Consider the following 23,266-nt stretch of genomic DNA (forward strand, 5'->3'; position numbering starts at 1 on the left):
TTTCAGCTCCGACAACATCGCAGCCCTGACGACAAAGCAGGCCGCTGCCCTCACCGCCGCACAGGTCGCAACCCTCAGCTCTGCCGAGCTCAACAGCTTCGAGACAGCCGAGATTGCAGCCCTCAACGTCGCCTCCCTCTCCGGTATCGACTCCTCGACACTGGCGAGCCTCTCGACAGCCAACTTTGCAGCCCTCAGCGCCGCTCAGGTCGCAAAGCTCTCGACAGCACAGATCGGTGCCGTCACATCCGCACAGCTTGACGTTCTGACCACAGGCCAGATCGCCGGACTGACCGCACTACAGATCGTGACGATCACGACAGCCGCCCTGGCCGCCCTAGACAGCACACAGGTTGCAGCATTCGCTCCAACCCAGATCGCTGCCATGACGAGCGACCAGTTCCAGTCGCTTAGCTCCGACAACATCGCAGCCCTGACGACAAAGCAGGCCGCTGCTCTCACCGCCGCGCAGGTGCTGACACTCAGCTCTGCCGAACTCAACAGCTTCGAAACAGCCGAGATTGCCGCTCTGGGCATCAAGGCGCTCGCTGGTCTTACGACCGATGCCATCGTAGGGTTGAGCGACACGACACTCGATGCTTTCACCACACAGCAGGTGCAAGCACTCGACAGCGCGCAGGTTGATGCAGTCATCACCGCATACAACAACGTCTGATAACCAAAGTCAGACATCTCGACATAGAAACGGCGCGGTTTACCCCGCGCCGTTTTTTATTTCGACTGAGCGCATGCGATCTCGACGAGCCAAACAGAAACACGATACGACGGTCTTATCCATCTCACCGCAGCAACTCTCTTTACAAGACGCCCTCTCCCCTCGTCGGAATGTGGACTGTTCTTGATTGACGCCTCAGTCAAAAAAAGGCCCTGAACCTTGCGGTTCAGGGCCTTTTATAATTTGAACGATGTGATCCGCTTAGAGCTGGCGGACCGAAATCGTTTCTTCCATTTCAACCTTGAGCGTATTGCGCAGCGGCAGACCGAAACCGGTCGCCTCGATCTCGAACACGTCGCCCGCTTCCGGCTTGACACCATCTGCAAAGGACAGCGTCGCGGTGCCGAACATGTGGACATGCACTTCGCCTGGTGCGCGGAACAGACCATACTTGAAATGATGGTATTCCAGATTGGCGAAGGTATGGGACATGTTGTCCTCACCCGACAGGAACGGTTTTTCGAAGATAACCTTACCATCGCGCAGAATGCGGGATGTTCCGCGAATGTCGGATGGCGGTGCACCTACCCGGATTTCTGGACCAAAGCTTGCCGGACGCAGCTTGGAATGCGCGAGATACAGGTAGTTCATCCGCTCGGTCACATGATCGGAGAACTCGTTCGAAACCGCAAAGCCGACACGGACGGCTTCGCCCTTGTCAGATATGACATAGATACCAGCCATCTCAGGCTCTTCGCCACCGTCCAGCGCGAAAGACGGCGACAGGAGAGCAGCACCGGGTGCAGCGGCAACATTGCCGTTACCCTTGTAGAACCACTCGGGCTGAACACCGGTCTGGCCGGGCTTTGGCTTGCCGTTTTCGAGACCCATCTTGAACATTTTCATCGAGTCCGTGAGGCTCTCGTCAGATGTCTCGCTGGTCTTTTTGTGCATGCTATCGCGCGTGGCGGCCGAACCCAGATGGGTCAAGCCCGTACCGGTCAGATGCAGATGCGCGGGGTCCGGATGCGTGATCGGCGGCAGAAAGCGGCCTTCGGCGTAAACTTTCTCAAGATCGACCGCATCGCCGTAGCCCTTGGCCGCGATCACGTCTGCCAGCGACTTGTCGCTATTGGCAGCTTCCATCGCCAGTGCATAGACCGACACGGCATTGTTGACGCTGCGCGCCTGACCGCCATCTTCACGAACGGCGACGATGATGCTTCCGCTCGCATCCTTGATTTGAGAAATCAGCACGGTAGTTCCTTTCAAAGACGATCTGACGCCTGCATCTCATGAAAGTGGCCGGAAACCGGCCACTTGTTCTTGTTAAAATCTGGCGGCGATCTGGCGATCAGCCCTTGTTCTTGTTGTAGACATCGAAGAACACGGCAGCCAGAAGCACAAGGCCCTTGACCATCTGCTGGAAATCGATGCCGAGACCGACAATGGACATGCCGTTGTTCATGACACCCATGATGAAGGCACCAATAACCGCGCCGGTGATCTTGCCAACGCCGCCGGATGCAGATGCGCCGCCGATAAAGCAGGCCGCAATGACGTCCAGTTCAAAGCCGGCACCCGCTTTGGGGGTTGCCGAGTTCAGGCGGGTTGCAATGATCATGCCAGCCAGGCCAGCAAGGACACCCATGTTGACGAAGGTCAGGAAGCTCAAGCGTTCGGTGTTGATACCCGACAGCTTCGTTGCTTTTTCATTGCCACCCATGGCGTAGATGCGACGGCCGATGGTCGTGCGGCGCGTGACAAAGCTGTAAACAGCGATCAGCACGAGCATGACGATCAAAACGTTCGGAAGGCCGCGATATGTCGAGAGCTGGTAGCCCAGAAAGACAATGGCAAGCGAAATCAGGGCGTGCTGGGCAATGAAGAAGCCAAAAGGCTCGACATTGATGCCATGGCTCTGGTTCACCTGACGGCGGCGCAGCGCAAGCACGAAGAGGACAACGGTGATAGCAACGGTCAACACCATGGACGTCGTATTGAAACCGGCGATACCACCGATATCGGGCAAGAAGCCGGTGCTGACAACCTGAAAATCGACCGGGAAAGGGCCAATATTCTTGCCGCCGAGAACGAACAGCGTCAGACCGCGGAACACGAGCATGCCAGCCAGCGTCACGATGAACGACGGGATACGGTGATAGGCGATCCAGTAACCCTGTGCGGCCCCAATGAGGCCTCCGACGCCAAGGCAGATCAACGCTGCCAGCAGCGGGTTCATGCCCCATTGCACGGTCAGAATTGCCGCAACTGCGCCGACGAAGGCGACGATCGAGCCAACCGAGAGGTCGATATGTCCCGCCACGATCACCAGCAACATACCGAGCGACATGATCACGATGAACGAGTTCTGAAGGATCAGGTTCGTCAGGTTAACAGGGCGAAACAGAATGCCGCCGGTGTAAAACTGGAAGAAAACCATGATGGCGACGAGCGCGATCAGCATACCGTATTCGCGGATATTGGCCCGGATATACGAGCCGACGGATACGACGTTGCTCTCTTCGGTGGATGTGTTGGCCGAACTCATCAGTTCTTCTCCCCTGAGCGCATGATAGCGCGCATGATGCTTTCCTGGCTCGCCTCTCCCTTCGGCAATTCGGCGACAATCCGTCCTTCGTTCATAACGTAGATGCGGTCGCAGTTGCCAAGCAGTTCGGGCATTTCCGATGAGATCATCAGAACGCCTTTTCCTTCGGCGGCGAGCTGGTTGATAATGGTGTAGATTTCATATTTTGCACCGACGTCGATGCCGCGTGTCGGCTCATCAAGAATGAGGACGTCAGGATTGGAGAACAACCATTTCGACAAGACAACCTTTTGCTGGTTACCACCGGAAAGGTTGATCGTCTCCTGAAAGATGCCGGAAGAGCGGATGCGCAAACGCTTGCGGAAATCGTTCGCGACCGTCATTTCCTTGATATCGTCGATGACGCTGGCAGACGACACGCCGGCCAGATTGGCAAGTGTGGTGTTGTGCAAAATATTGTCGTTGAGCACGAGGCCCAGATGTTTGCGGTCCTCCGTCACATAGGCAAGACCAGCGTCGATGGCCTTGCGCACCGTGCTGACATCAACGGGCTTGCCGTGGATCAGAACGTCGCCCGTGATCTTGTGACCGTAGGATTTTCCGAACACGCTCATCGCGAATTCGGTGCGCCCCGCGCCCATGAGGCCCGCAATACCCACGACCTCTCCCTTGCGGACATTGACGTTGATATCGTGCAGAACCTGGCGATCACGGTGCTGCTGGTGATAGGCGTTCCAGTTCTTCACTTCCAGAATGGTCTCGCCGATCGCCACGTCGCGTGGTGGGTAACGGTCTTCAAGATCGCGGCCAACCATGTTGCGGATGATGACGTCTTCGCTGATCTCTTCATTATGACAGTCCAGAGTCTTGACCGTCATTCCGTCGCGCAGGACCGTGATCTGGTCTGCCACCTTGCGCACTTCGTTGAGCTTGTGCGTGATGATGATGGACGTTAGACCCTGTTTGCGGAACTCGATCAACAGATTGAGGAGAGCTTCCGAATCGCTTTCGTTCAGGGACGCGGTGGGTTCGTCCAGAATGAGGAGCTTCACGCTCTTGGAGAGGGCCTTGGCGATTTCCACGAGCTGCTGCTTGCCCACACCAATATCGGTGATCAGCGTTTCGGGCGATTCCTTGAGGCCGACCTTCTTTAACAATTCGCGCGTACGGTTGAACGTCTGCTGCCAACTGATGACACCATTGGTAGCAATCTCGTTTCCGAGGAAAATGTTTTCGGCAATCGACAGAAGCGGCACGAGGGCCAGTTCCTGGTGAATGATGATGATGCCGACGTCTTCACTGTCGTTGATCGCGCGGAAGTTCCGCAACTGACCTTCATAGTGAATTTCGCCGTCATAGGTGCCGGCGGGATAAACGCCTGAAAGGACCTTCATAAGGGTCGACTTTCCAGCACCGTTTTCGCCGACGAGTGCGTGTATCTCACCCTGGCGAACCTTGAGGTTCACATTCTCAAGCGCTTTTACGCCCGGGAAGGTCTTGGTGATATTCCGCATTTCGAGAATGGTATTGTCCATATCGCAATCCAGCGCCGTACAATCCGGCGTTCTTATTTGAAGAAGCGGGGATGGACACGATATCCATCCCCGCCACGATCATAAAATTACTTCAGCTGGTCTTCTTTGTAGTAACCGCTGTCAACCAGAACCTGCTTGACGTTGTCCTTGGTTACGGCAACAGGCTTCAGGAGGTAGGAAGGAACGACCTTGACGCCATTTTCATAGGTCTTTGTGTCGTTAACTTCAGGCTCTTTGCCCTGCATTGCTGCATTGACCATGCCAACAGTAACCTTGGCAAGTTCACGTGTGTCCTTGAAAATCGTGGAGTACTGTTCGCCAGCCATGATCGACTTGACGGAGGGAACTTCAGCATCCTGACCGGAAACAACTGGAAGCGGCATGTCGCCAGAACCATAGCCAACGCCCTTGAGCGAGGAGATGATACCGATGGAGATACCGTCGTAAGGCGACAGAACCGCGTCAACCTTGCCGTCTGTGTAGTATGCAGACAGGAGGTTATCCATGCGGGCCTGAGCCGTTGCAGGATCCCAGCGCAGCGTACCGACCTTGTCCATGCCCATCTGGCCGGACTTTACAACCAGCTTGCCGCTGTCGATGTAAGGCTTCAGAACAGACATCGCGCCGTCATAGAAGAAGAAAGCGTTGTTGTCGTCTGGCGAACCGCCGAACAGCTCGATGTTGAACGGGCCCTTGCCGTCCTTCAGGCCAAGCTTGTCGGTGATGGATGTTGCCTGCAACACGCCAACCTGGAAGTTGTCGAACGTTGCGTAGTAGCTGACGTCGCCGCTGTTACGGATCAGGCGGTCATAGGCGATGACCTTGATGCCCTGCGAACCAGCCTGCTTCAGCACGTCCGAAAGCGTGGTGCCGTCGATCGACGCGATGACGAGGACCTTTACGCCCTTGGTAACCATGTTTTCAATCTGGGACAGCTGATTCGGAATATCGTCGTCAGCGTACTGCAGATCTGTCGCGTAACCAGCTTCCTGCAGCTGCTTTACGATGTTGTTGCCGTCGTCGATCCAGCGAGCAGACGACTTCGTTGGCATCGCGATACCAACTGTGCCCTTATCCTGCGCCCATACCGGCGACGCAAATGCTGCAGCGCCGATGGCACAGGCCGCAACCAACGAAATGATGGATTTCATAAACTCTCTCCCTTGAACCCTCTTGCCGGCGCTGTCTATCGACAATCCGCCTTCAAATCCACTGCCCGAGCAATGGAGTTTTAGCTTACTCGACTGGACCGCGAATACAATCCGATCTTTCGCCACTCCCCCTCGGCACAGGCGCAAACTGTTCTGAAATCATATAACTGTCAAATAGAATATGCGGCTTTTCCTATGTCATTTTTGGTATATTAAATCGATATTATCGCCCGGCCTCTTTTTTCAGGGTGCAAATGGAAAAATCCATGGAACGAAATGGAACGAACACATTCGAATTTCTCTCGCTGACAGAAGACAATCCCTTGCTACGCGCGGGGCTGAAAATGGCTCATCTGCGCATGCTGGTGACGATCGAAGAGCATGGTCAGGTCAGCGCCGCCGCTGCCACACTCAACATGACGCAACCCGCCGCTTCGCGCATGCTGGCCGAAATGGAGGCTATTGTTAAAAGCCCGCTTTGCCAACGCGCCTCGCGCGGGGTCGTGCTGACCCAGTTTGGCGAAGCGCTTGCCAAGCGCGCGAAGAAGATTCTTCTGGAATTGCGCGAAGCCAGTCGCGAACTTGCGCAGATGAAATCGGGCAATGGTGGTTCAGTTTTCATCGGCTCGGTAACGGCACCCGCCATCAGCCTTGTCGTCCCAGCCCTTCAAAAGGCGATGGACACCTATCCCGGCATCGAGATCAATGTGCAGGTCGAAACCAGCAATGTCCTGGCTCGTGAACTTCTGGCCGCCCGGCATGATTTCGTGATCGGCCGCATCCCTGATGATCTCGATCCGGCTCTCTTCAACGCGCATGAAATCGGCATCGAATCGGCATGCCTGCTTGTCCGCAAAGATCATCCGCTTTTGAATGGTTCTCCGGCAAGACTGGAGGACCTCTCGCAATATGACTGGGTGTTCCAGCCACCCGGCGCTCTTTTGAGGCGCACAATGGAGGATGTGTTTCTGTCACAGGGCGTTGCACTGCCCCGCAACGTCATCAACACGCCATCCGTCGTCCTTACACTCGCGATCGTCACGCAAACCAACGCGATTGCTCCTCTTGCGTTCGAAATGGCACAATTCGTCTCCGGTCAGCATTCACCCATGGGCGACATCCGCATTCTTCCGACGGAATTCGAATTGAGCGTCAAGCCCTACAGCCTGATCATCACGAAAGACCGGGCTTTGCCGCCAAGCGCCCAATTGCTTTACGACCTCGTTCTCGAGGAAAGCCGCAATCTGACATGGAATTGACAGGCGCAAGCCAGACGCCATGTTGATATGATCGTGTCAGCCCATCATCAGGGACCACCGCATGCTGTTTGGACAATCCGTGTTTCAATCCGTCGTGGAGCGCCTTGAGCGTGAAAACGAAAGCGATTTGCCTGAGGAAACCTCGCGGTCCGGCTCCACCATCAACAGCTTCAGTGCCAGCCTCGTTTTCGAGACAGCAACTCAAGAGCCATTGGCCGCCAATCGCCATCTCGATTCGTATCTGGGGTTTATAGAGCATCCAGTTGCCCACGCCGCGCCGGAGCCAGAACCGGAAATCATGCCACCGCATTTGGAAAAAACGGCATTGTCCGATGTCTCGGATGAACTGGCGATCAACGACAAGGATACACTGGAGACATTGAGCGAGAAGCGCCGCAACTTTGCGCGGTTGAACCACCCGGATATGGTGAACCCGCAATTTCGCGAAAATGCCAATCTGCGCATGAAAGCCGCCAATCTGTTGATCGATCAGGCAATCCGCTTCATCGCCCGATGATTACGTCTCGTCCGTTGGCGTCGGCGCCGTCGTTTCCTCGGTCTTTTTGGGCGTCGGTTTGAAGGTGATGAGCAAGACATAGGCAGAATACGCCGCGATGCCGCCAATGAGGGTTGCCCAGAAAATCTCGTGATTGACGAATTCGATGATGGCCCAGCCCGTGCAGAGACCGACAATCAACAGCCTTACCCACAAAGGCTGATAGATCGGATGATTTGTGTCGATGAACAGCATAATGTCTCCCTGCGCGTCTTCGGCTGCGCTTATGTCTGTGCTGCGGCCGTGCCAGAGGTCAGGATATCTCCATCCAGACGCGACAATGCAAGTCCCATATGCCCATCGAACACCAGACTCTGCTCATCTGGCTCGATTGTGATCTGGGGCATCCCCCCGATGCGGATGGCATTTGTCTCCTTCATGCCGTCCTGAATGCTGGTCTTGAGAAGATCGAAAAACCGCGTCCCCGGTCCCGTCACGAAAACACGCATCGGACCGTGCAGGCTGAACAGCCTCGAAAGTCCGTTGCCCAAGGCAAGTCCGGCCTGCCGGAATGCGAAAGCCGCCATGCGGTTTCCCGAACGGGCGGATGCTGCGATTTTGTCGACCTCCGCCAACGGCACGAATTTCGCGGGGATCGTGTTGGTTGGCACCTCGAAAGCCGTGCGCAAGATACCATAGAAACCGCAATATGCCTCAACGCAACCCCGCGCCCCGCACCGGCACAGCGCACCGTCCGGCAGATGCAGCATGTGCCCGAAATTGGGTGCATCGACCGCCGCACGGCCCTCCCCCACGTCGCGCGCGACACCCAGTCCGATGCTGTGGCCAAGCGAGAGGGCTGCAAGCGAGGAGGTCGGCGGCGTCTCAGACCGTTGACGCATCCACAAGGCCTCGGCAACCAGCAGCGTCTCGTTATAGAGATAAATTCGGGCGCTAAAATGCGATGATAAGACCTGTCGAAACTCGACCTGCCCCTCCCCCAAGACAGGTGACCAGACCAGCGTAGCGCTCGCCGGATCGACCAACCCCTTGCTGCTGATGGAAATATGAAGGACGGCACTTGGCATAATCTTGGAGCGAGCAACGAGACGGAGAAGACCGCTCAAGACCAACAGCGCAAAATCATCCGCCTCGCCAGACGTGCGAGGCTCCCCAAATCGGTCCATCAACTTGCCGGTGAAGTCCACCAGCGAATACTGAACCGCATCCGAGGATATGACGACCACCGCCACATAGCCGAAATGCCTGTTTGGCTGAAACAGAACCCGCGGTCGACCTCTGCCCGATGCGGCCTGCTGCTCGGTGCGCTCGATGAGGGTGAAACGTTCAAGGTCTGCGGTGATGGCAGACACGGTTGCGGAGGCAAGGCCAGTCAATGCCGCAAGGTCGGTGTGCGACAGATTTCCGTGGCGTCGCAAGGCGCTCAAAACCCGTAAACTGTTTTGCTGCCGGACCAGCTCTGTACTCGCTATGCCCGACATTGCAATTCGGTTCCTTCGCCTGTTTTCACCGCCATAGACCCTCAGTGATCAAGCCGCAACCGACCCTGAAAAAAGCCGCGCCGAGTTCTGTTGACAGCCCCAGGATTCTCTGACATTTAATTTCTCGACTGTCGAGAAAAAATGCTTTGGGCGTTGCTTGGCAGGTTTTGTGGCGATCGTAGAGGCATGGAGGTGCTTCGCGTTTCGTCGTTACCCGGGAGGACTTCATGAATTCTTTTGCCAAGCTATTGGCGGGTACAGCCGTACTCGTTTCTCTGCACACAGTGGTTGTCGCTGCCGATCTCGTCGTCGGCGTGTCCTGGTCCAACTTCCAGGAAGAGCGCTGGAAGACCGACGAAGCCGCCATCAAGGACGCGTTGAAGGCGGCTGGCGCAAAATACATTTCCGCAGATGCCCAGACCTCTGCCGCAAAGCAACTGACCGACATCGAAAGCCTGATCGCACAGGGGGCGAACGCGCTGATCGTGTTAGCGCAGGACTCGAGCGCCATCGGTCCCGCCATTGAAAAGGCTGCCGCCGAAGGCATTCCTGTCGTGGGTTACGACCGTCTGATCGAAAACCCCAGCACCTACTACATCACCTTCGACAACAAGGAGGTCGGCCGTTTGCAGGCCAAGGAAGTCTTCAAGATCAAGCCTGAAGGCAACTACGTCTTCATCAAGGGCGGCTCAACCGACCCGAATGCGGACTTCGTGTTTTCGGGCCAGATGGAGGTGCTGAAAGCTGCCATCGATTCCGGCAAGATCAAGAATGTCGGTGAAGCCTATACCGATGGCTGGAAGCCCGAAATTGCCCAGAAGAACATGGAGCAGTTTCTGACCGCCAACAACAACAAGGTCGATGCGGTCGTGTCGTCCAATGACGGCATGGCAGGCGGCGTGGTTGCAGCGTTGGAAGCCCAGGGGCTCGCCGGTTCCGTTCCCGTATCCGGTCAGGATGGCGACAAGGCCGCCTTGAACCGCGTGGCGCTCGGCACCCAGACGGTGTCCGTATGGAAAGACAGCCGCAAGCTCGGCAAGAAGGCCGGCGAAGTGGCCGTGGCTCTTGCCAAGGGCACCAAGATGGAGACGCTGGAAGGCACCATCAAGTTCAAGGGCGGCACCAACGGCGTTGAAATGAGCTCTTATTTCCTCGAGCCACAGGCCATCACAAAGGACAACCTCAATGTCGTTCTGGATGCAAAGTGGATCACCAAGAGCGAACTTTGCCAAAGCGTGAAGGGCGGAACCGTCGCCGCTTGCAAATAACCCCGTATCTGGCGTGGGGAAACGCAAGGCGACAACGTCAACGTTTCCCCACGTCTTTGACGGGACTGCCGCAGCCAAGCTTGCGACGGTCTCGCATATGCGAGGCATGATAGGTTTCAGGGAGCACAGGACACATGACGGACCAAACCGTTGTCGCATCGTCACCCGGCGCACGGGCAGAACGGGGCAACCCGTTTCGACGTTTCATAAACGCGACGGAAGTCGATACGCGGCTTCTGGGCATGGTAGTCGCACTCTTTGCCATCTGGATCGGATTTGACATCCTCTCCGGTGGCCTCTTCCTGACATCGCGCAATTTGTGGAACCTCTCCGTTCAGGCCGCATCCGTTTCCGTCATGGCAACCGGCATGGTTTTGGTAATCGTGACCCGTAATATCGACCTTTCGGTCGGCTCAATCCTCGGTTTCGTCGGCATGATCATGGCCGTAACGCAAACACGCTTTCTACCCGGCTGGCTGGGTTACGACCACCCCATGTCCTGGGTCTTCGCCCTCAGCGTCGGCATTGCGCTAGGTGCTGGAATCGGTGCTTTTCAGGGCGTCATCATCGCCTTCATGAACGTGCCATCCTTCATCGTCACGCTCGGTGGCCTTCTTGTCTGGCGCGGTGCGGCGTGGATGGTGACGAGTGGCGCAACAGTTGCACCCATGGACACCCGCTTTCGCCTGATGGGGGGCGGTGCCGATGGATCGATCGGCGCAACGGCCAGTTGGGTCGTGGGCATCATAGCCTGCGTCCTCATCGTCCTGTCTATCATCAATTCACGCAGACAACGCAAGCGATTCGGCTTTCCACTCAAGCCCCTCTGGGCCGAGTTCTTTATGGGCCTCATTGGCTGCGGCATCGTGCTGGGAGCCGTAAAGGTTCTGAATAGCTACTATATGCCGGTCAATCTCGCACGCAAGTACGCCGAAGCCAACAATATGGTCTGGCCGGATGCGGGCCTCGATATCTCGCTGGGCGTTGCCATACCGGTTCTGATCGCGCTCGGCATCGCCCTCGTCATGAACTTCCTTACCAACCGTACCCGCTTTGGCCGCTATGTATTTGCCATCGGCGGAAACCCAGAGGCGGCGGTCCTCGCAGGCATTAAAACCCGCTGGGTAACAGTGCGCATTTTTGCACTGATGGGAGCGCTGTGCGCCGTTGCAGCCACCATTTCCACCGCGCGTCTGAACGCTGCAACCAATGCTCAGGGCACGCTGGACGAGCTTTATACCATCGCCGCAGCTGTCATCGGTGGCACATCGCTTGCCGGTGGTGCTGGCACCATTGCCGGCGCCATTCTGGGCGCTATCGTCATGCAATCGCTCAATTCCGGCATGGTGCTGCTGGGCATGGACACGCCCTTGCAAAGCATCGTCATCGGAATGGTACTCGTTCTGGCCGTGTGGCTGGACACCGTTTACCGCGCCAGAGCCAAGTAAGAATAAGAGGAGTTTCCGATATGACGGACCAATCCACTCCGCTTGTGGAAATGCGCAATATTTCCATCTCCTTCGGCGGTATCCACGCGGTGGAAAATGCCTCGATCGATCTCCATCGCGGCGAAGTCGTGGCATTGCTCGGCCACAATGGTGCAGGCAAATCGACGCTGATCAAGATCCTGTCCGGCGCCTATCGTCGCGATGGCGGAGAGATCCTGATCAATGGCGAAGATGTCGATATTCGCAATCCGCGCGACGCCAAGAAATTCGGCATCGAGACCATCTATCAGACGCTCGCCGTCGCCGACAATGTTGATGCTGCGGCCAATCTCTATCTCGGCCGTGAGCTACGCACCCCTTGGGGCACGCTGGACGATGTCGCCATGGAGGCCTCCGCCCGCGAAGTGATGGGCCGTCTCAACCCCAACTTCAAGCGCTTCAAGGAGCCAGTGAAGGCGCTATCCGGCGGACAAAGGCAATCCGTCGCCATTGCCCGCGCCATTCTGTTCGATGCCCGCATTCTCATCATGGATGAGCCCACGGCCGCACTTGGACCGCAGGAAACCGCGCAGGTGGGTGATCTGGTAAAGGAGCTCAAGAAAGAAGGCATCGGCATCTTCCTCATCAGCCACGACATTCACGACGTCTTCGATCTCGCAGACCGTGTCTTTGTGATGAAGAACGGTAAAGTCGTCGGCCACGCCAGAACGCAGGACGTGACCAAGGACGAAGTGCTGGGTATGATCATCCTGGGCAAGGTGCCCGCAAAGGCAACGCCAGGCCCAGGCGCGATGAGGCTTTGATGACCCATCACAAGGGTGCCGCCAAGCGCACCCTTGATCGTGCGGATTGAAACACAGCGTACAGACGTCTGACGTCCATACACCCTCAGATAGACCTTCAGTCCTTGATGCGTCGCAAAAGTTTCACCAGTTGATCGCGCGCCTTTTCGCCGCCCAAGCGATCAATCAGCTTGTTTTCGTGCTCCTGCCATAAACGGGACACGTCTTCCACCACGACATGACCTTCAGGCGTCATATCCAGATAGTGAACGCGACGGTCGGACATGGATCGACGTCTTTGGAGGAGCTTCTTGTCCTCAAGACCATCAATGATGGCCACGAAGTTGGCACGCTGGATACCGAGTGCTTCCGCGACATCGCTTTGTTTTAAGCCGCTATTGTTGGCGACGAGGACGAGAACCGAAAAATCGGCTGGCCGCAGACCGAGCGTTAACAGACTGTCGTTGAATTCAGACACAACCGAAAGCTGCGCCCTCCGAAGCCTGTAAACGACAGCATCAGAAAGAATCGAGTAATCGATATCGACCTTTGGTGTCGACGGCGCGGTAGCCGCATACATATATTTTGTTTCATCAACGCGATAGTCGAATGCGAGACCTTCCGTCATGCATAGCCTCCATTGATTCGTTTCAAGATTGTAGTAAACTATCGAATTAGGTGTATTAGAACAACATTTAATAATATATAAAGCAACGATATAAAATTTTCCACCCGCAATTAATCGCCACAACAACACCAATCAAAATAAAGGAAAAGTTGCAAAGACTTAGTGTTCCAATTCTTATCTTTGAGAGCTAGGAAAAAAATCTACCGCCCCGAATGGCGGTCCAACGGCTGCCGGGAATCCCAAAAAAAGTCGAAGACGCGATGGTGAAGTTTCCAGCAGAGGCGCTTATTTTGCGAGCAAATGCACACGTTTTAGGAGAACGAAAGTGCACACACAGATGCGGTTGGACAAGGATGACGCCCTGTCTCAACTCCAACCCCAATTTTTCGCATTGATGCGCAGGACAAGCTAGGCTAAGAACCAATCATGACCAGCGGCGATTCATTGCCCGCACGGACGCACCCGTAGCTCAGCTGGATAGAGTGTTGGATTCCGATTCCAAAGGTCGCAGGTTCGAATCCTGCCGGGTGCGCCAAAATTCTATGAATGATCCATCCGTGTGGACCGTCACCCCAAAATAGTGAACCAACGAGCGGTCGCCCATAGACTCCGAAGGGCGAAAGACACTTAGGTTGATTGCGAAAATGCCGGGCTCAGAGCCTGAAAGTGGCAGGCGGGTCGTCATCTACTTGGTACGTTCCTTTTGCACCGGCAAAACCTGTTCCGCCCATGAAGCGACTTGAAATAGTATATTGCCGTCAAGCAAGTTCCGCCCCATCAAAGCGCGGGAGGCCAAGTCCTTCAGGACGTCGTTTTCCTTCGAATTTTGAGATTCGGAGGAATCACCACTTCAAACAGGCGTGCGTCGCTGATTGAGAAAAATGCCTCTCGTTACCAAGGCAGCTCCGGCCCTGGCAACGGGAGTCTGCCCGAACCAAAGAACGGAAGTCGGGCCGGATAATCCGCTCGGCTCCGGAATTCTGGAAAACAATTTTTAAGATTATTTTCAGATCCAGACTCAACTCAGTTGCGAATTAGAATAAAATGTAGCAGTATAATCTAATATTTAAGTGCAAATTTGATGAAGATCATTTCCCAACAACACGACGCAATGTGAGATGCCCTTCGCTCGAAAACCCCCGCCGAGCCATCAGTCAGTTGCTTGTATTCCAGTAAATCTTGTCGTCGCTGTAGTCCCAGATGAGGAAGTCGGAAGATAATGCCCACGCGAAAGACGTTGAAGACACCAGACGCGAAGATGAAACTGCTAGAGGAGAAACTGGACCTTGGGACCTGGACATGGGATCTAGAGACGTCAGAGCTGGTCTGGTCCACGGGGCTCTGTCGGATTCTCGGAGTCAACCCTAATACGGTCGTGCCAAATATCGATTTGTATCAGTCGCTGGTACATCCTGACGACCAGCTAGAATTTGACGATGCCGTTTTATTGGCTGCCTCAAAAAAGCTCGAACATCGCCGTTTCCGAATAATCCGGCCGGATGGAACGCTGCGGGTTTTGGAAAGTAAGGCACATCCCCATTTCAACAGGGATGGCAAGGCCGTGATGGTCATCGGCGTCATAAGGGACATTACCGAAGAGGAGCAGTCGCGACTTGACTGCGTCCTGCAGAAAGAGACTGCGAAAGCGCTGACTAAACTCTTGGGTGGCGATGTCTGGCGCGCATATCCGAATGGCAAGCTGATAGAGACCGTGCATTGGACCAAGCTGACCGGGCAGACCCCTCAGGAAACGCACGACTGGGAGAAGTTGGCTGCCATCCACCCCGAAGACCGATCGCTCTTTCGGGAGGCGTGGAAGGACGCGATCGAACACCGAAGTGTTTTCGATGTGACGATCCGGATCAGACTGGTGAACGGAACATATCAATGCATACGAGGCCGCGCTTTCCCGGTACTGGATGCCGGCGGTTCAGTGACCCAATGGGTCGGCCACACTGTCATCGTGAAAGAGCACCGCACGAAGCTTGAGGAAGAAAAGCTGCTAACATCCGCTCAAATCAGAGCTTCCAGAGCGTTTCTCGACTGGACTGCGCCCGAACTGGCAGCACGCGCGGCGGTTTCATTCTCGACGGTCAGGCGAATGGAACATGATGCCAGAACGGTAAAGAGGGAAAGCCTGGTGTATGTGAAGAAAGCCTTCCAGGATGCTGGTATTTGCTATCATCAAGTCGGGGACGGCGAGGTCGCCATATCGTTGAAACAGAACGAAGTTTTACAGGCCATCTCAGCGCTGGCGAGCGCGTAGTCACTGGTTTGAAAGTGCGCAGCAGCGAATAATAACTCAACACCGACTGAGCATTTGATGCTCAATGGACGTTCACTGAGCATATAAATATCAAAATAAAGCAACGTTTGACTTACCCCCCTTATGCAAGCGTAAATCCTGCGGAAATATAGTTACAGACAGTCCAAGTGATGGTCTAATATAGGGGAAGAAGATGTCATTGTTGAATCTTACACTGAATTCGAGCAATAAAGCCGTCATCGCAGCATTGGAAAAATCCCAAGCGGTTATCGAATTTGCAATGGACGGAACCATCCTGCGCGCGAACGAAAACTTCTGTTCGGCACTGGGCTACACCCAATCGGAAATCGTAGGGAAACACCACCGAATATTCGTGGCTGAAGTAGAAGCATCGTCACAAGACTATCAGGATTTCTGGGCTCGCCTCCGCAGCGGTCAGTTTGATCGGCGGCAGTACAAGCGCATGTCGAAAGACAGAAAAGAAGTTTGGATCGAGGCAACCTACAATCCGATCCTCAAGAACGGGAAGCCGTTCAAGGTCGTGAAGTTCGCCACCGATATCACCGCCTCCAAGGTTGCTTCCCTGAACGATGCAGACACTTTGGTGGCGATTTCACGCTCGCAGGCGGTCATCGAATTCAATCTGGATGGGGAAATTCTCACGGCAAATGCTAATTTTTGCAGCGCTATGGGATATGATCTGTCCGATATCCGCGGAAAACATCATCGTATATTCTGCAAAGCTGACTACGCAAATTCAGAAGAATACCGGGACTTCTGGCGTCGCCTCAGCAAAGGCGAAGTCCTCGCGAACGAGTTCCTTCGGGTCGGCAAGGATGGGCGCGAGGTCTGGATACAGGCCGCATACAACCCGATCATCGATCCCAGCGGTAAAGTCACCAAGGTGATAAAGTTTGCGACCGACGTCACACCCCGCATGGGCGCTGTGACGACGGTGGCCGACGCACTCAAATCGTTGGCGGCAGGAGACCTGCTACAGAATTTGAGCACGCCGTTCGTTCCCACGATGGAGGCGCTCCGGCATGACTTCAACGAGGCGATCGACAAGCTACGTTCAGCCATGCAGATGGTAGGGCAAAACGCCAGAGGCATTGCGGCAGGATCCAGCGAGATAAAATCCTCTGCAGACGACCTCTCCAAACGAACTGAGCAGCAGGCAGCTTCGGTCGAAGAAACTGCAGCAGCACTTGAGGAAATCACCAACACGGTCGCCGATTCCAGCAGACGCGCCGAAGAAGCCGGTCGTCTGGTCGAAGCAACGCGGGCAGACGCGGAAAATTCTGGCACCGTCGTAAAGAATGCCGTCGCAGCCATGGATCAGATCGAGGCGTCCTCCCGCGAGATATCGAACATCATCGGGGTCATCGACGACATCGCCTTCCAGACAAACCTCTTGGCCCTGAATGCGGGCGTCGAAGCCGCACGTGCGGGCGATGCGGGCAAAGGCTTCGCGGTTGTCGCTCAGGAAGTCCGGGAACTCGCGCAGCGCTCCGCAAAAGCCGCAAAAGAGATCAAGGTGCTGATCAACGCCTCAAGCGAGTATGTCAAAAACGGTGTTTCACTCGTTGGCGAGACAGGCAGATCACTGGAATCGATCGTGCGGCAAGTCCAAACCATCAACGGCAACGTCGAAGCGATCGTGCGCGCGTCGAAAGAACAGTCCATTGGACTGAAAGAGATCAATCAGGCGGTCAACATGATGGACCAGAGCACGCAGCAGAATGCCGCCATGGTCGAACAATCCACAGCAGCCAGCCATGGTCTTGCACAGGAAGCGGACTCCCTCTTCAGCTTGCTCAGCCAGTTTCAAGTCGAAGAGCGGGAAGCTTCGCGTGCTCAGAGACACAAGGCGCCAGAGCTGGCTATCGTATCACAGACCCGTCGAACGGGCTCGATGCCAAGACGGGGATCTTCCGGCAATGCTGCGGTTGCAACGACGTCCTGGGAAGACTTTTGAGTTCCATTCCCAGGAGATGTCCCCCAAGCGATGAGAAAATAGCCAGATGATGCAGGGAACCGTCGTTCATCGGACAAAACCAATCGAGTTCGGCGATGAAGCCGACACGATCCGCGTTTGTATCACAGACAAACAGGGCCAGGTTCAAATGGCCAGCCCTGATTTCTTCGAAGGGTTGTCTGTAGCAACAGCCCCTGCGTCGAACTATCGTCTGGAAATCAAATGCGGCGACAACGGCACAATATTGGCCTTTGAAGACATCGTGAACGTCATCACTTGTGAGAACAAGTGGGCTGGGTGGTGCCGGGTTGCCGAAGCGACCGTACCCGGCCCTTGGTTTCATGCCGTTCTGACACCCGTGGCCCCGCAATCTTCAAGGAAAAATGCTGAGGCAATCATCGTAGCCAGGACGGCGCCTGCAAGGGATGCTCTTCAGACCTTGCAGGCTTCTATCGCAGTCGCCGAATTTGACATCGATGGAACCATGATCTCGGCGAACGAACACTATCTTTCAGCGTTTGGATACGACCTGGCGGATATGGCCGGACAACATCACTCAATGCTGCTTTTCGCGGCCGACGCCGCATCAATGGACTATGGACATTTCTGGGCAACCCTCCGCAAAGGTCTAAAACTCGAAGCCCCGTTTCGGCGTCGTGACAAATACGGCCGCGAAAAATGGATCCAGGCAGCATATTGTCCCGTATCAGGTCCGGCAGGATCTCCCAACAAGATCATAGAGTTCGCAATCGACATAACGAGACAGAAGCTCAGGGATGCGGATCACGAAAGCCAGATAGAGGCTATTCGGAAGTCGATGTGCATGGTCGAGTTTACGCTCGATGGTTTTCTGATCAGCGCAAACGATAGGTTTCTCGATCTCTTTGGCTATCGGATCGAGGAACTCGCGGGTGCTCATCACTCGGTTTTCGCACCCGTGGAATTCAGAGATTCACCAGAGTATCAAAGCTTCTGGAAGCGGCTGACGGAAGGCTTTTTCCAGGCGTCGCAGTTCCGGCGTGTTGCCAAGGACGGATCCGACGTGTGGTTGGAGGCGATCTACAATCCCGTTCTGTCACCTTCTGGACGACCATGTAAAATCATAAAACTTGCACGCGATATAAGCGAGCAGAAACGCCAACTTGCTGCCAAGGAATACGCAATTTCCCATGCGGCCTCGCACGACACCCTCACCCAGGTTTTGAACAGATACGGCCTTCGAAACAGGTTCGCAGAGGAGCGCCAGAAGGGAAATCATCTCACGTCTATCATGCTTGTCGATCTGGATGGCTTCAAACCCGTGAATGACACCTACGGGCATTTCGTGGGCGATGAAGTTTTGCGAGAGGTCGCCCACCGCCTCCAGGTCATCACTGCTGGAGAAGGCCTCGTCGCACGATTGGGAGGAGACGAGTTTGCCATTGGGCTAACGGCCAGCGGGTCTTCAAACCTCGTGCCGAGCCTTGTTGCAGACGAGTTGCTGGCACTCTTGCGAAGACCCATTACGATATCGGGACTGGACATTGTGATAGGAGCCTCGATTGGAATTGCGGTCAACGTATCTGGAGACGACGAACTCGATGTCCTGCTTCGTCGTGCGGACATCGCTCTATACACCGTCAAACATAACGGCAAAAACGGGTTCCACGTATTCGATGCCGACTAGCGCCATCACCAAGAATGTCAAAGGATTAAGTTGTAGGATAGCTTTGCAGATACAGCCTCAACAAGCTGGATCAGCCTATTGCTTGTCCGCCCCTCGCCATCGTAATGGCCTCACGATCTTCCCTTCGTCTCCCGACAACGTTGCGAACAGAATTTGACGCTATCCCAGTTCTTCTGCCACTTCTTTCGCCATGAAAACGGCCTGCCGCAGACCGGACAAATCTTTGAAGGCAGGTTTGATTTTTCGCGATGTTTTGCCATCTGCTATTCCAGAATATTTTATCGTTAAAACAAGCTACGTCCCGATTGGGAGATCTGCTTGGCAACAATGTGCGCACAGTCAGCGTGTTGGCATCGGGATAACGGATATATGCCTTGCCAAGAAGCCCGACGAATGCATTACGTTAATACCCATAAGCAATCCCGTGAACCTCTTCCTGCGTTCGGTGTTTATAGCAGATGGAAACATTGCCCTCTCTCGTGCTACCCTGCCTGCCAGCAGACTTCCGCGCCGTTATCTTGGGGGCGAGTGGAGGTGTAGGGTCAGCGATTGCTGCTTTGGTGGAGCAGCAGCCGCAGCTTGGCGAACTCTTCACTTTTTCACGCAGCGCTGACGGGTTTGACCTGCATGACGAGAAAAGCGTCGAGGCCGCGGCAGAGGCGGTTTCCGGCGGTCCTGTCCATCTCATTATTTGCGCGACCGGCATTCTAACAACGAACGGCGTATCTCCGGAAAAATCGCTGAAACAGCTGGACCCTGACATCATGCTGGAGCAATTCAGGACAAACGCGGTGGGACCTGCGCTGGTCGCGAAACATTTTTTGCCGCTGCTTGACAGACAACACCGTTCCATCGCTGCGTTCCTGTCGGCACGCGTCGGCTCCATTGGCGATAACCGGCTGGGTGGGTGGATGTCCTACCGCGCTGCAAAGTCAGCGTTGAACCAGATTGTTCACACCAGCGCAATCGAGTATCGACGCACGCACCCTTTGGCGGTCGTGGTGTCGATCCACCCCGGAACGGTACGGACCGGCTTGTCGGAGCCATACTCGCGCGGCCACAATACCGTCTCTGCGGAAGAGGCAGCTCATGCGATGCTGTCGTCACTGAACAAGTTGCATCCGGAGCAGTCCGGGACGTTCATCGCTTATGACGGCAGCGACATTCCCTGGTAGCCTCCAGCCGATCGGAAGATCATTTTCCGTCACTGGCAATCTTCATCTCCAGCGACTGCGCAATGGCCTTGAGGTTCCGCTTTTTGCCGGCAATTTTCTCCATGGCTGCGATGGCGAGGTCGCTGGCAACATAATCGGATTTATGGCCGAGATTATGAACGACGATGAGTTCGGCGCCTCTGATGTCGCGCGCGAGATGACGCGAGTGAATATCGGTTGAAACAACCGTGTCGGCATCGCCCGCGATGATGACCGTCCTGGCCTTGATGTCGCGAAATGCTGGAGACGCCGTCTTTGCCCATGCGTTCAAGCCACCCACTTCCTGCGCGTTGTGGCGGAATGCGATGGGACGCAAGGCCTGATACGCCTTTGTTTTTGATATGTAATCGGACGGGCGTGGATTGGGCTCAAAGACAGATTTGACAGCGGCATCCATGGCGAATGCGCCAGCTGGAGGCGCGATCAGCGTGCTAAAGAGCACCCCGGCGAAGGGTAGCCGTGCCGCATCATAATACCAGGAAACACCTCCCGGCCAAGGGTAGACCGCCGGAGACAGAAAGACGAGACCGTCTACCATGTCTGGGTGACGCACGGCAAAGGCGGCAGTGATGGCGCCGCCGAAGGAATGCCCAACGATGATCGCCTTGCGAATGCCCCGTTTTTTCATAAGGTCCGCGATGGCATCTGCCTGTGCATCGGGTGACACATTTGCCTTAGGCCCCACGTCGGAGCGGCCGTGACCGGGCCGGTCAACGAACAGCAACGTCGCTTTGCCCTCCAGCTTTTCACGGAACGCATACATCGGGTCATAAAGGCTGGTGCTGGCCCCGTGAATGAAGACGAGTGGCGGAAGCGTTGCGCCTTTCTTGGCTGGCAGGAGAATGCTGTTGAGCTTGAAACCACCAACGTCAACCCTAGCCTCGCCTGATGTGGCTGGCGACTTTATCTTTTCCGACGCCAAGGCCCCACTTCCGAGCATCATCGCGATAGAAATTCCGAACACAGTCGCAAAACGAGATGCCATGATGAACCTGAAAGTGAGAGGCGTGACGAAAAATGAACCCGCTGTCGAGATGCCGGGTGGAGCGGACGTCCGCGTCCTTCAACGGGCGATGCGGCCACCAAACTTCTCGGTGATCCAGTGACCTGCACACGCCGAAACACCGGAAAGCAGCGAACCCCAGATCAGATCGGCAACCGTCAGTGTTGTCGTCCAGGTGACGAGCGTCGCCTGGTTGGTCAGGTCATACGTTGCATAGGCCATGAAGCCAAGCATTGCGCCATAAAGCGTTGACGTCCCCAGCTTGGCTGTCACAAGCCCGGGGCGCACCGCGAAGAAGGTCAGGCCAGCGGCGTAGATAAGGTAAAACAGGACAGCCGGGATGGGCCGAAACTCCGGCGCCAGCATCGGCCCCAATGTCGGCCGATAGAGCACGTCTGCCATGACGCTCAGCCACACAAAATCGATGGCCACGAACACCACCAGCGTCGAAATATAAGCGACAGCGCGTTTCTTCATCTTAGCCCCAATTTCCAGAAATCATCAGTTGATGCGCGACCATTCAACGCCCTTGCAGATAACACCAGCAAGAACACAACCCTTGGTCGTCATTGTATCGCCTTTTACCGACACCGTCAGTTTGTAGGTCAGATCGCGCTGAGGGTCGAAAGCGGTTCCAGCATATTCCCCGTCAGAGGTCGGCTTGATGCTCATGACCAGCTTGTCGCCTTCTTTTTCTGTCGGCGTACCGGGTTTGATCCAGGTGTTGGTGGCGCAAATATCGCCACCACAAGGTGCGACGCGAACCTTGGCGTTGCCATCGCCGCGCGCCCATTGGCCGGTTATGTCTGCCGCCGAAGCGATGCCCACAGAAAAAAAGACCATGCAGATAGCGTAGGGGAATGCTGTTTTCATCACCGTCTCCTCCGACAGTTTGACTGTGTCGCGATGTATTGAAGACTAGAACGGTGGAAAAGTTTCATTGGATCACTTCGAAACGTCGTATCGGTTTTTTTCTTTCCCGAGCAAACCAAGGCGTTTCCTTCGCCGTAGTCTATTGAAAGAAGCAACATATCAGTGCGGAAGAATGTCCCGATGAACTACGGATTGATGATCTTGATTGCCATTGGGCTCAGTCTTGCCATGACGTCTGCGTGGGCCATCCAGCGAAAGACCGGCGCCAGCGGCTGGATCGACACGATCTGGTCCTTCGCGGTCGGCATCGGCGGTCTTGTTGCCGCTTTGGCCGCGCAAGGCGCGTTCGAGCGGCGCATAGCGGCCTTCATGATCATCGCCATTTGGTCGATAAGGCTTGGGAGTCATATCGGCACCCGCACGAAGGGCGGGGGTGAAGACCCACGCTACGCCAAGCTGGTGGAAGACTGGGGCAGCAAAGCTGGGAAACGCCTGTTCCAGTTTCTACAGATACAGGCACTGGCCGGGTTCGTCCTTGTGTTGGCGATCTACCTTGCCGCCTCCAATCCGTCACCGTTTCCCACATGGCTGGACATCATCGCTGTCGTGCTTGCACTCGTCGCACTCGTGGGCGAAGCCGTGTCGGACCGACAACTGGCGCATTTCCGCAAAAAGCCTGAAGCTAAAACCGACGTGTGTGAAGACGGTCTGTGGGGCTACTCGCGTCATCCCAACTATTTTTTCGAGTGGCTGTTCTGGTGTTCCTGGCCATTGATTGCCCTCACGGGACCCTCACCATTGAGCTGGGCTTCGTTACTCGCACCTGCGCTGATGTACTGGCTGCTCGTGCACGCGTCCGGCATCCCGCCGCTGGAAGAGCACATGCTGCGCTCGCGCGGGGAGAAATTCAAATCCTTGCAAAGACGCGTGAATGCGTTTTTTCCTGGACCAAGAAAAGAGGAGGAATAGT

The 23,266-nt window shown here is 55.4% G+C and carries 21 protein-coding genes, 1 tRNA gene and 1 pseudogene; 12 read left to right on the forward strand and 11 right to left on the reverse strand.

What is annotated here, in order from left to right:
* A pseudogene (locus tag EKM04_RS16615) lies at window positions 1–676 on the forward strand (beta strand repeat-containing protein); the annotation flags it as partial.
* 261 nt (window positions 677–937) lie between these two features.
* Here EKM04_RS16615 and araD1 read toward each other — a convergent pair.
* The 4 genes from araD1 to chvE form a co-directional block, all read right to left on the reverse strand.
* Window positions 938–1,933, reverse strand: coding sequence for an AraD1 family protein (araD1, locus tag EKM04_RS16620; RefSeq protein ID WP_183895703.1), 996 nt, complete (start codon window positions 1,931–1,933; stop codon window positions 938–940).
* A gap of 97 nt (window positions 1,934–2,030) precedes the next feature.
* Complete coding sequence (gene mmsB / locus EKM04_RS16625; protein WP_174153736.1) at window positions 2,031–3,227, reverse strand: multiple monosaccharide ABC transporter permease; 1,197 nt, start codon at window positions 3,225–3,227, stop codon at window positions 2,031–2,033.
* On the reverse strand, window positions 3,227–4,762 hold the full coding sequence (gene gguA, locus EKM04_RS16630; protein WP_174153737.1) for a sugar ABC transporter ATP-binding protein GguA: 1,536 nt from the start codon (window positions 4,760–4,762) through the stop codon (window positions 3,227–3,229). The genes mmsB and gguA overlap by 1 nt, the downstream gene beginning before the upstream one ends.
* Window positions 4,763–4,848: 86 nt before the next feature.
* Entirely contained in the window at window positions 4,849–5,913 is a 1,065-nt protein-coding gene (chvE, locus tag EKM04_RS16635) for a sugar ABC transporter substrate-binding protein ChvE (protein ID WP_174153738.1), read from the reverse strand.
* A gap of 266 nt (window positions 5,914–6,179) precedes the next feature.
* Between chvE and EKM04_RS16640 the strand changes: the two genes are divergently transcribed.
* The gene (locus EKM04_RS16640; RefSeq protein WP_234900316.1) at window positions 6,180–7,172 is read left to right on the forward strand and encodes a LysR family transcriptional regulator; all 993 of its coding nucleotides are present in this window, start codon (window positions 6,180–6,182) and stop codon (window positions 7,170–7,172) included.
* 61 nt (window positions 7,173–7,233) lie between these two features.
* Entirely contained in the window at window positions 7,234–7,689 is a 456-nt protein-coding gene (locus EKM04_RS16645) for a hypothetical protein (protein ID WP_183895705.1), read from the forward strand.
* On the opposite strand, the gene EKM04_RS16650 is transcribed toward EKM04_RS16645, so the two are convergent.
* Both EKM04_RS16650 and EKM04_RS16655 read right to left on the reverse strand, forming a co-directional pair.
* Window positions 7,690–7,923: a hypothetical protein gene (locus EKM04_RS16650; protein ID WP_174153741.1), complete on the reverse strand. Its 234-nt coding sequence runs from the start codon at window positions 7,921–7,923 to the stop codon at window positions 7,690–7,692.
* Window positions 7,924–7,952: 29 nt separating this feature from the next.
* Window positions 7,953–9,170 (reverse strand): ROK family transcriptional regulator, encoded by a 1,218-nt coding sequence (locus EKM04_RS16655; protein WP_183895708.1) that lies wholly within the window; start codon window positions 9,168–9,170, stop codon window positions 7,953–7,955.
* 227 nt (window positions 9,171–9,397) lie between these two features.
* On the opposite strand from EKM04_RS16655, the gene xylF reads away from it, so the two are divergent.
* The 3 genes from xylF (at window position 9,398) to EKM04_RS16670 (ending at window position 12,689) form a co-directional block, all read left to right on the forward strand.
* Window positions 9,398–10,438 (forward strand): D-xylose ABC transporter substrate-binding protein, encoded by a 1,041-nt coding sequence (gene xylF, locus EKM04_RS16660; protein ID WP_183895710.1) that lies wholly within the window; start codon window positions 9,398–9,400, stop codon window positions 10,436–10,438.
* Window positions 10,439–10,572: 134 nt separating this feature from the next.
* Window positions 10,573–11,886 (forward strand): sugar ABC transporter permease, encoded by a 1,314-nt coding sequence (locus EKM04_RS16665; protein ID WP_183895712.1) that lies wholly within the window; start codon window positions 10,573–10,575, stop codon window positions 11,884–11,886.
* 20 nt (window positions 11,887–11,906) lie between these two features.
* Window positions 11,907–12,689: an ATP-binding cassette domain-containing protein gene (locus tag EKM04_RS16670; RefSeq protein WP_174153744.1), complete on the forward strand. Its 783-nt coding sequence runs from the start codon at window positions 11,907–11,909 to the stop codon at window positions 12,687–12,689.
* Window positions 12,690–12,786: 97 nt separating this feature from the next.
* On the opposite strand, the gene EKM04_RS16675 is transcribed toward EKM04_RS16670, so the two are convergent.
* Window positions 12,787–13,296 carry a MarR family winged helix-turn-helix transcriptional regulator gene (locus EKM04_RS16675; protein WP_174153745.1) on the reverse strand — a complete coding sequence of 170 codons (510 nt, stop codon included), beginning with the start codon at window positions 13,294–13,296 and terminating at the stop codon, window positions 12,787–12,789.
* A gap of 458 nt (window positions 13,297–13,754) precedes the next feature.
* On the opposite strand from EKM04_RS16675, the gene EKM04_RS16680 reads away from it, so the two are divergent.
* The 4 genes from EKM04_RS16680 to EKM04_RS16695 all read left to right on the forward strand — a co-directional run bounded on the left by EKM04_RS16680 (window position 13,755) and on the right by EKM04_RS16695 (window position 19,206).
* A tRNA-Arg gene (locus EKM04_RS16680) sits at window positions 13,755–13,831 on the forward strand.
* Between the two features lie 723 nt (window positions 13,832–14,554).
* On the forward strand, window positions 14,555–15,562 hold the full coding sequence (locus EKM04_RS16685; protein ID WP_183895714.1) for a PAS domain-containing protein: 1,008 nt from the start codon (window positions 14,555–14,557) through the stop codon (window positions 15,560–15,562).
* A 193-nt stretch (window positions 15,563–15,755) separates the two neighbouring features.
* Window positions 15,756–17,540 (forward strand): methyl-accepting chemotaxis protein, encoded by a 1,785-nt coding sequence (locus tag EKM04_RS16690; protein WP_183895716.1) that lies wholly within the window; start codon window positions 15,756–15,758, stop codon window positions 17,538–17,540.
* Between the two features lie 46 nt (window positions 17,541–17,586).
* Window positions 17,587–19,206, forward strand: coding sequence for a diguanylate cyclase domain-containing protein (locus EKM04_RS16695; RefSeq protein WP_183895718.1), 1,620 nt, complete (start codon window positions 17,587–17,589; stop codon window positions 19,204–19,206).
* Window positions 19,207–19,316: 110 nt separating this feature from the next.
* Here the strand turns inward: EKM04_RS16695 and EKM04_RS16700 are convergent, their stop codons facing one another.
* Window positions 19,317–19,466, reverse strand: coding sequence for a DUF2256 domain-containing protein (locus EKM04_RS16700; RefSeq protein WP_183895720.1), 150 nt, complete (start codon window positions 19,464–19,466; stop codon window positions 19,317–19,319).
* A gap of 198 nt (window positions 19,467–19,664) precedes the next feature.
* On the opposite strand from EKM04_RS16700, the gene EKM04_RS16705 reads away from it, so the two are divergent.
* Window positions 19,665–20,381 carry an SDR family NAD(P)-dependent oxidoreductase gene (locus EKM04_RS16705; RefSeq protein ID WP_183895722.1) on the forward strand — a complete coding sequence of 239 codons (717 nt, stop codon included), beginning with the start codon at window positions 19,665–19,667 and terminating at the stop codon, window positions 20,379–20,381.
* 19 nt (window positions 20,382–20,400) lie between these two features.
* On the opposite strand, the gene EKM04_RS16710 is transcribed toward EKM04_RS16705, so the two are convergent.
* The 3 genes from EKM04_RS16710 to EKM04_RS16720 all read right to left on the reverse strand — a co-directional run bounded on the left by EKM04_RS16710 (window position 20,401) and on the right by EKM04_RS16720 (window position 22,296).
* Window positions 20,401–21,405 (reverse strand): alpha/beta fold hydrolase, encoded by a 1,005-nt coding sequence (locus tag EKM04_RS16710; protein ID WP_234910929.1) that lies wholly within the window; start codon window positions 21,403–21,405, stop codon window positions 20,401–20,403.
* A 78-nt stretch (window positions 21,406–21,483) separates the two neighbouring features.
* Window positions 21,484–21,900 carry a DUF2177 family protein gene (locus EKM04_RS16715; RefSeq protein WP_174153752.1) on the reverse strand — a complete coding sequence of 139 codons (417 nt, stop codon included), beginning with the start codon at window positions 21,898–21,900 and terminating at the stop codon, window positions 21,484–21,486.
* Window positions 21,901–21,924: 24 nt separating this feature from the next.
* A complete protein-coding gene (locus tag EKM04_RS16720; protein ID WP_183895725.1) occupies window positions 21,925–22,296 on the reverse strand; it encodes a DUF2147 domain-containing protein in 372 nt (123 codons plus the stop codon).
* Window positions 22,297–22,476: 180 nt separating this feature from the next.
* On the opposite strand from EKM04_RS16720, the gene EKM04_RS16725 reads away from it, so the two are divergent.
* Window positions 22,477–23,265, forward strand: a complete 789-nt coding sequence (locus EKM04_RS16725; protein ID WP_183895727.1) for a DUF1295 domain-containing protein — start codon at window positions 22,477–22,479, stop codon at window positions 23,263–23,265.
* Window position 23,266: the final 1 nt, after the last annotated feature.

This window comes from Rhizobium skierniewicense Ch11, assembly GCF_023757665.1.
Lineage (GTDB): Bacteria > Pseudomonadota > Alphaproteobacteria > Rhizobiales > Rhizobiaceae > Agrobacterium > Agrobacterium skierniewicense.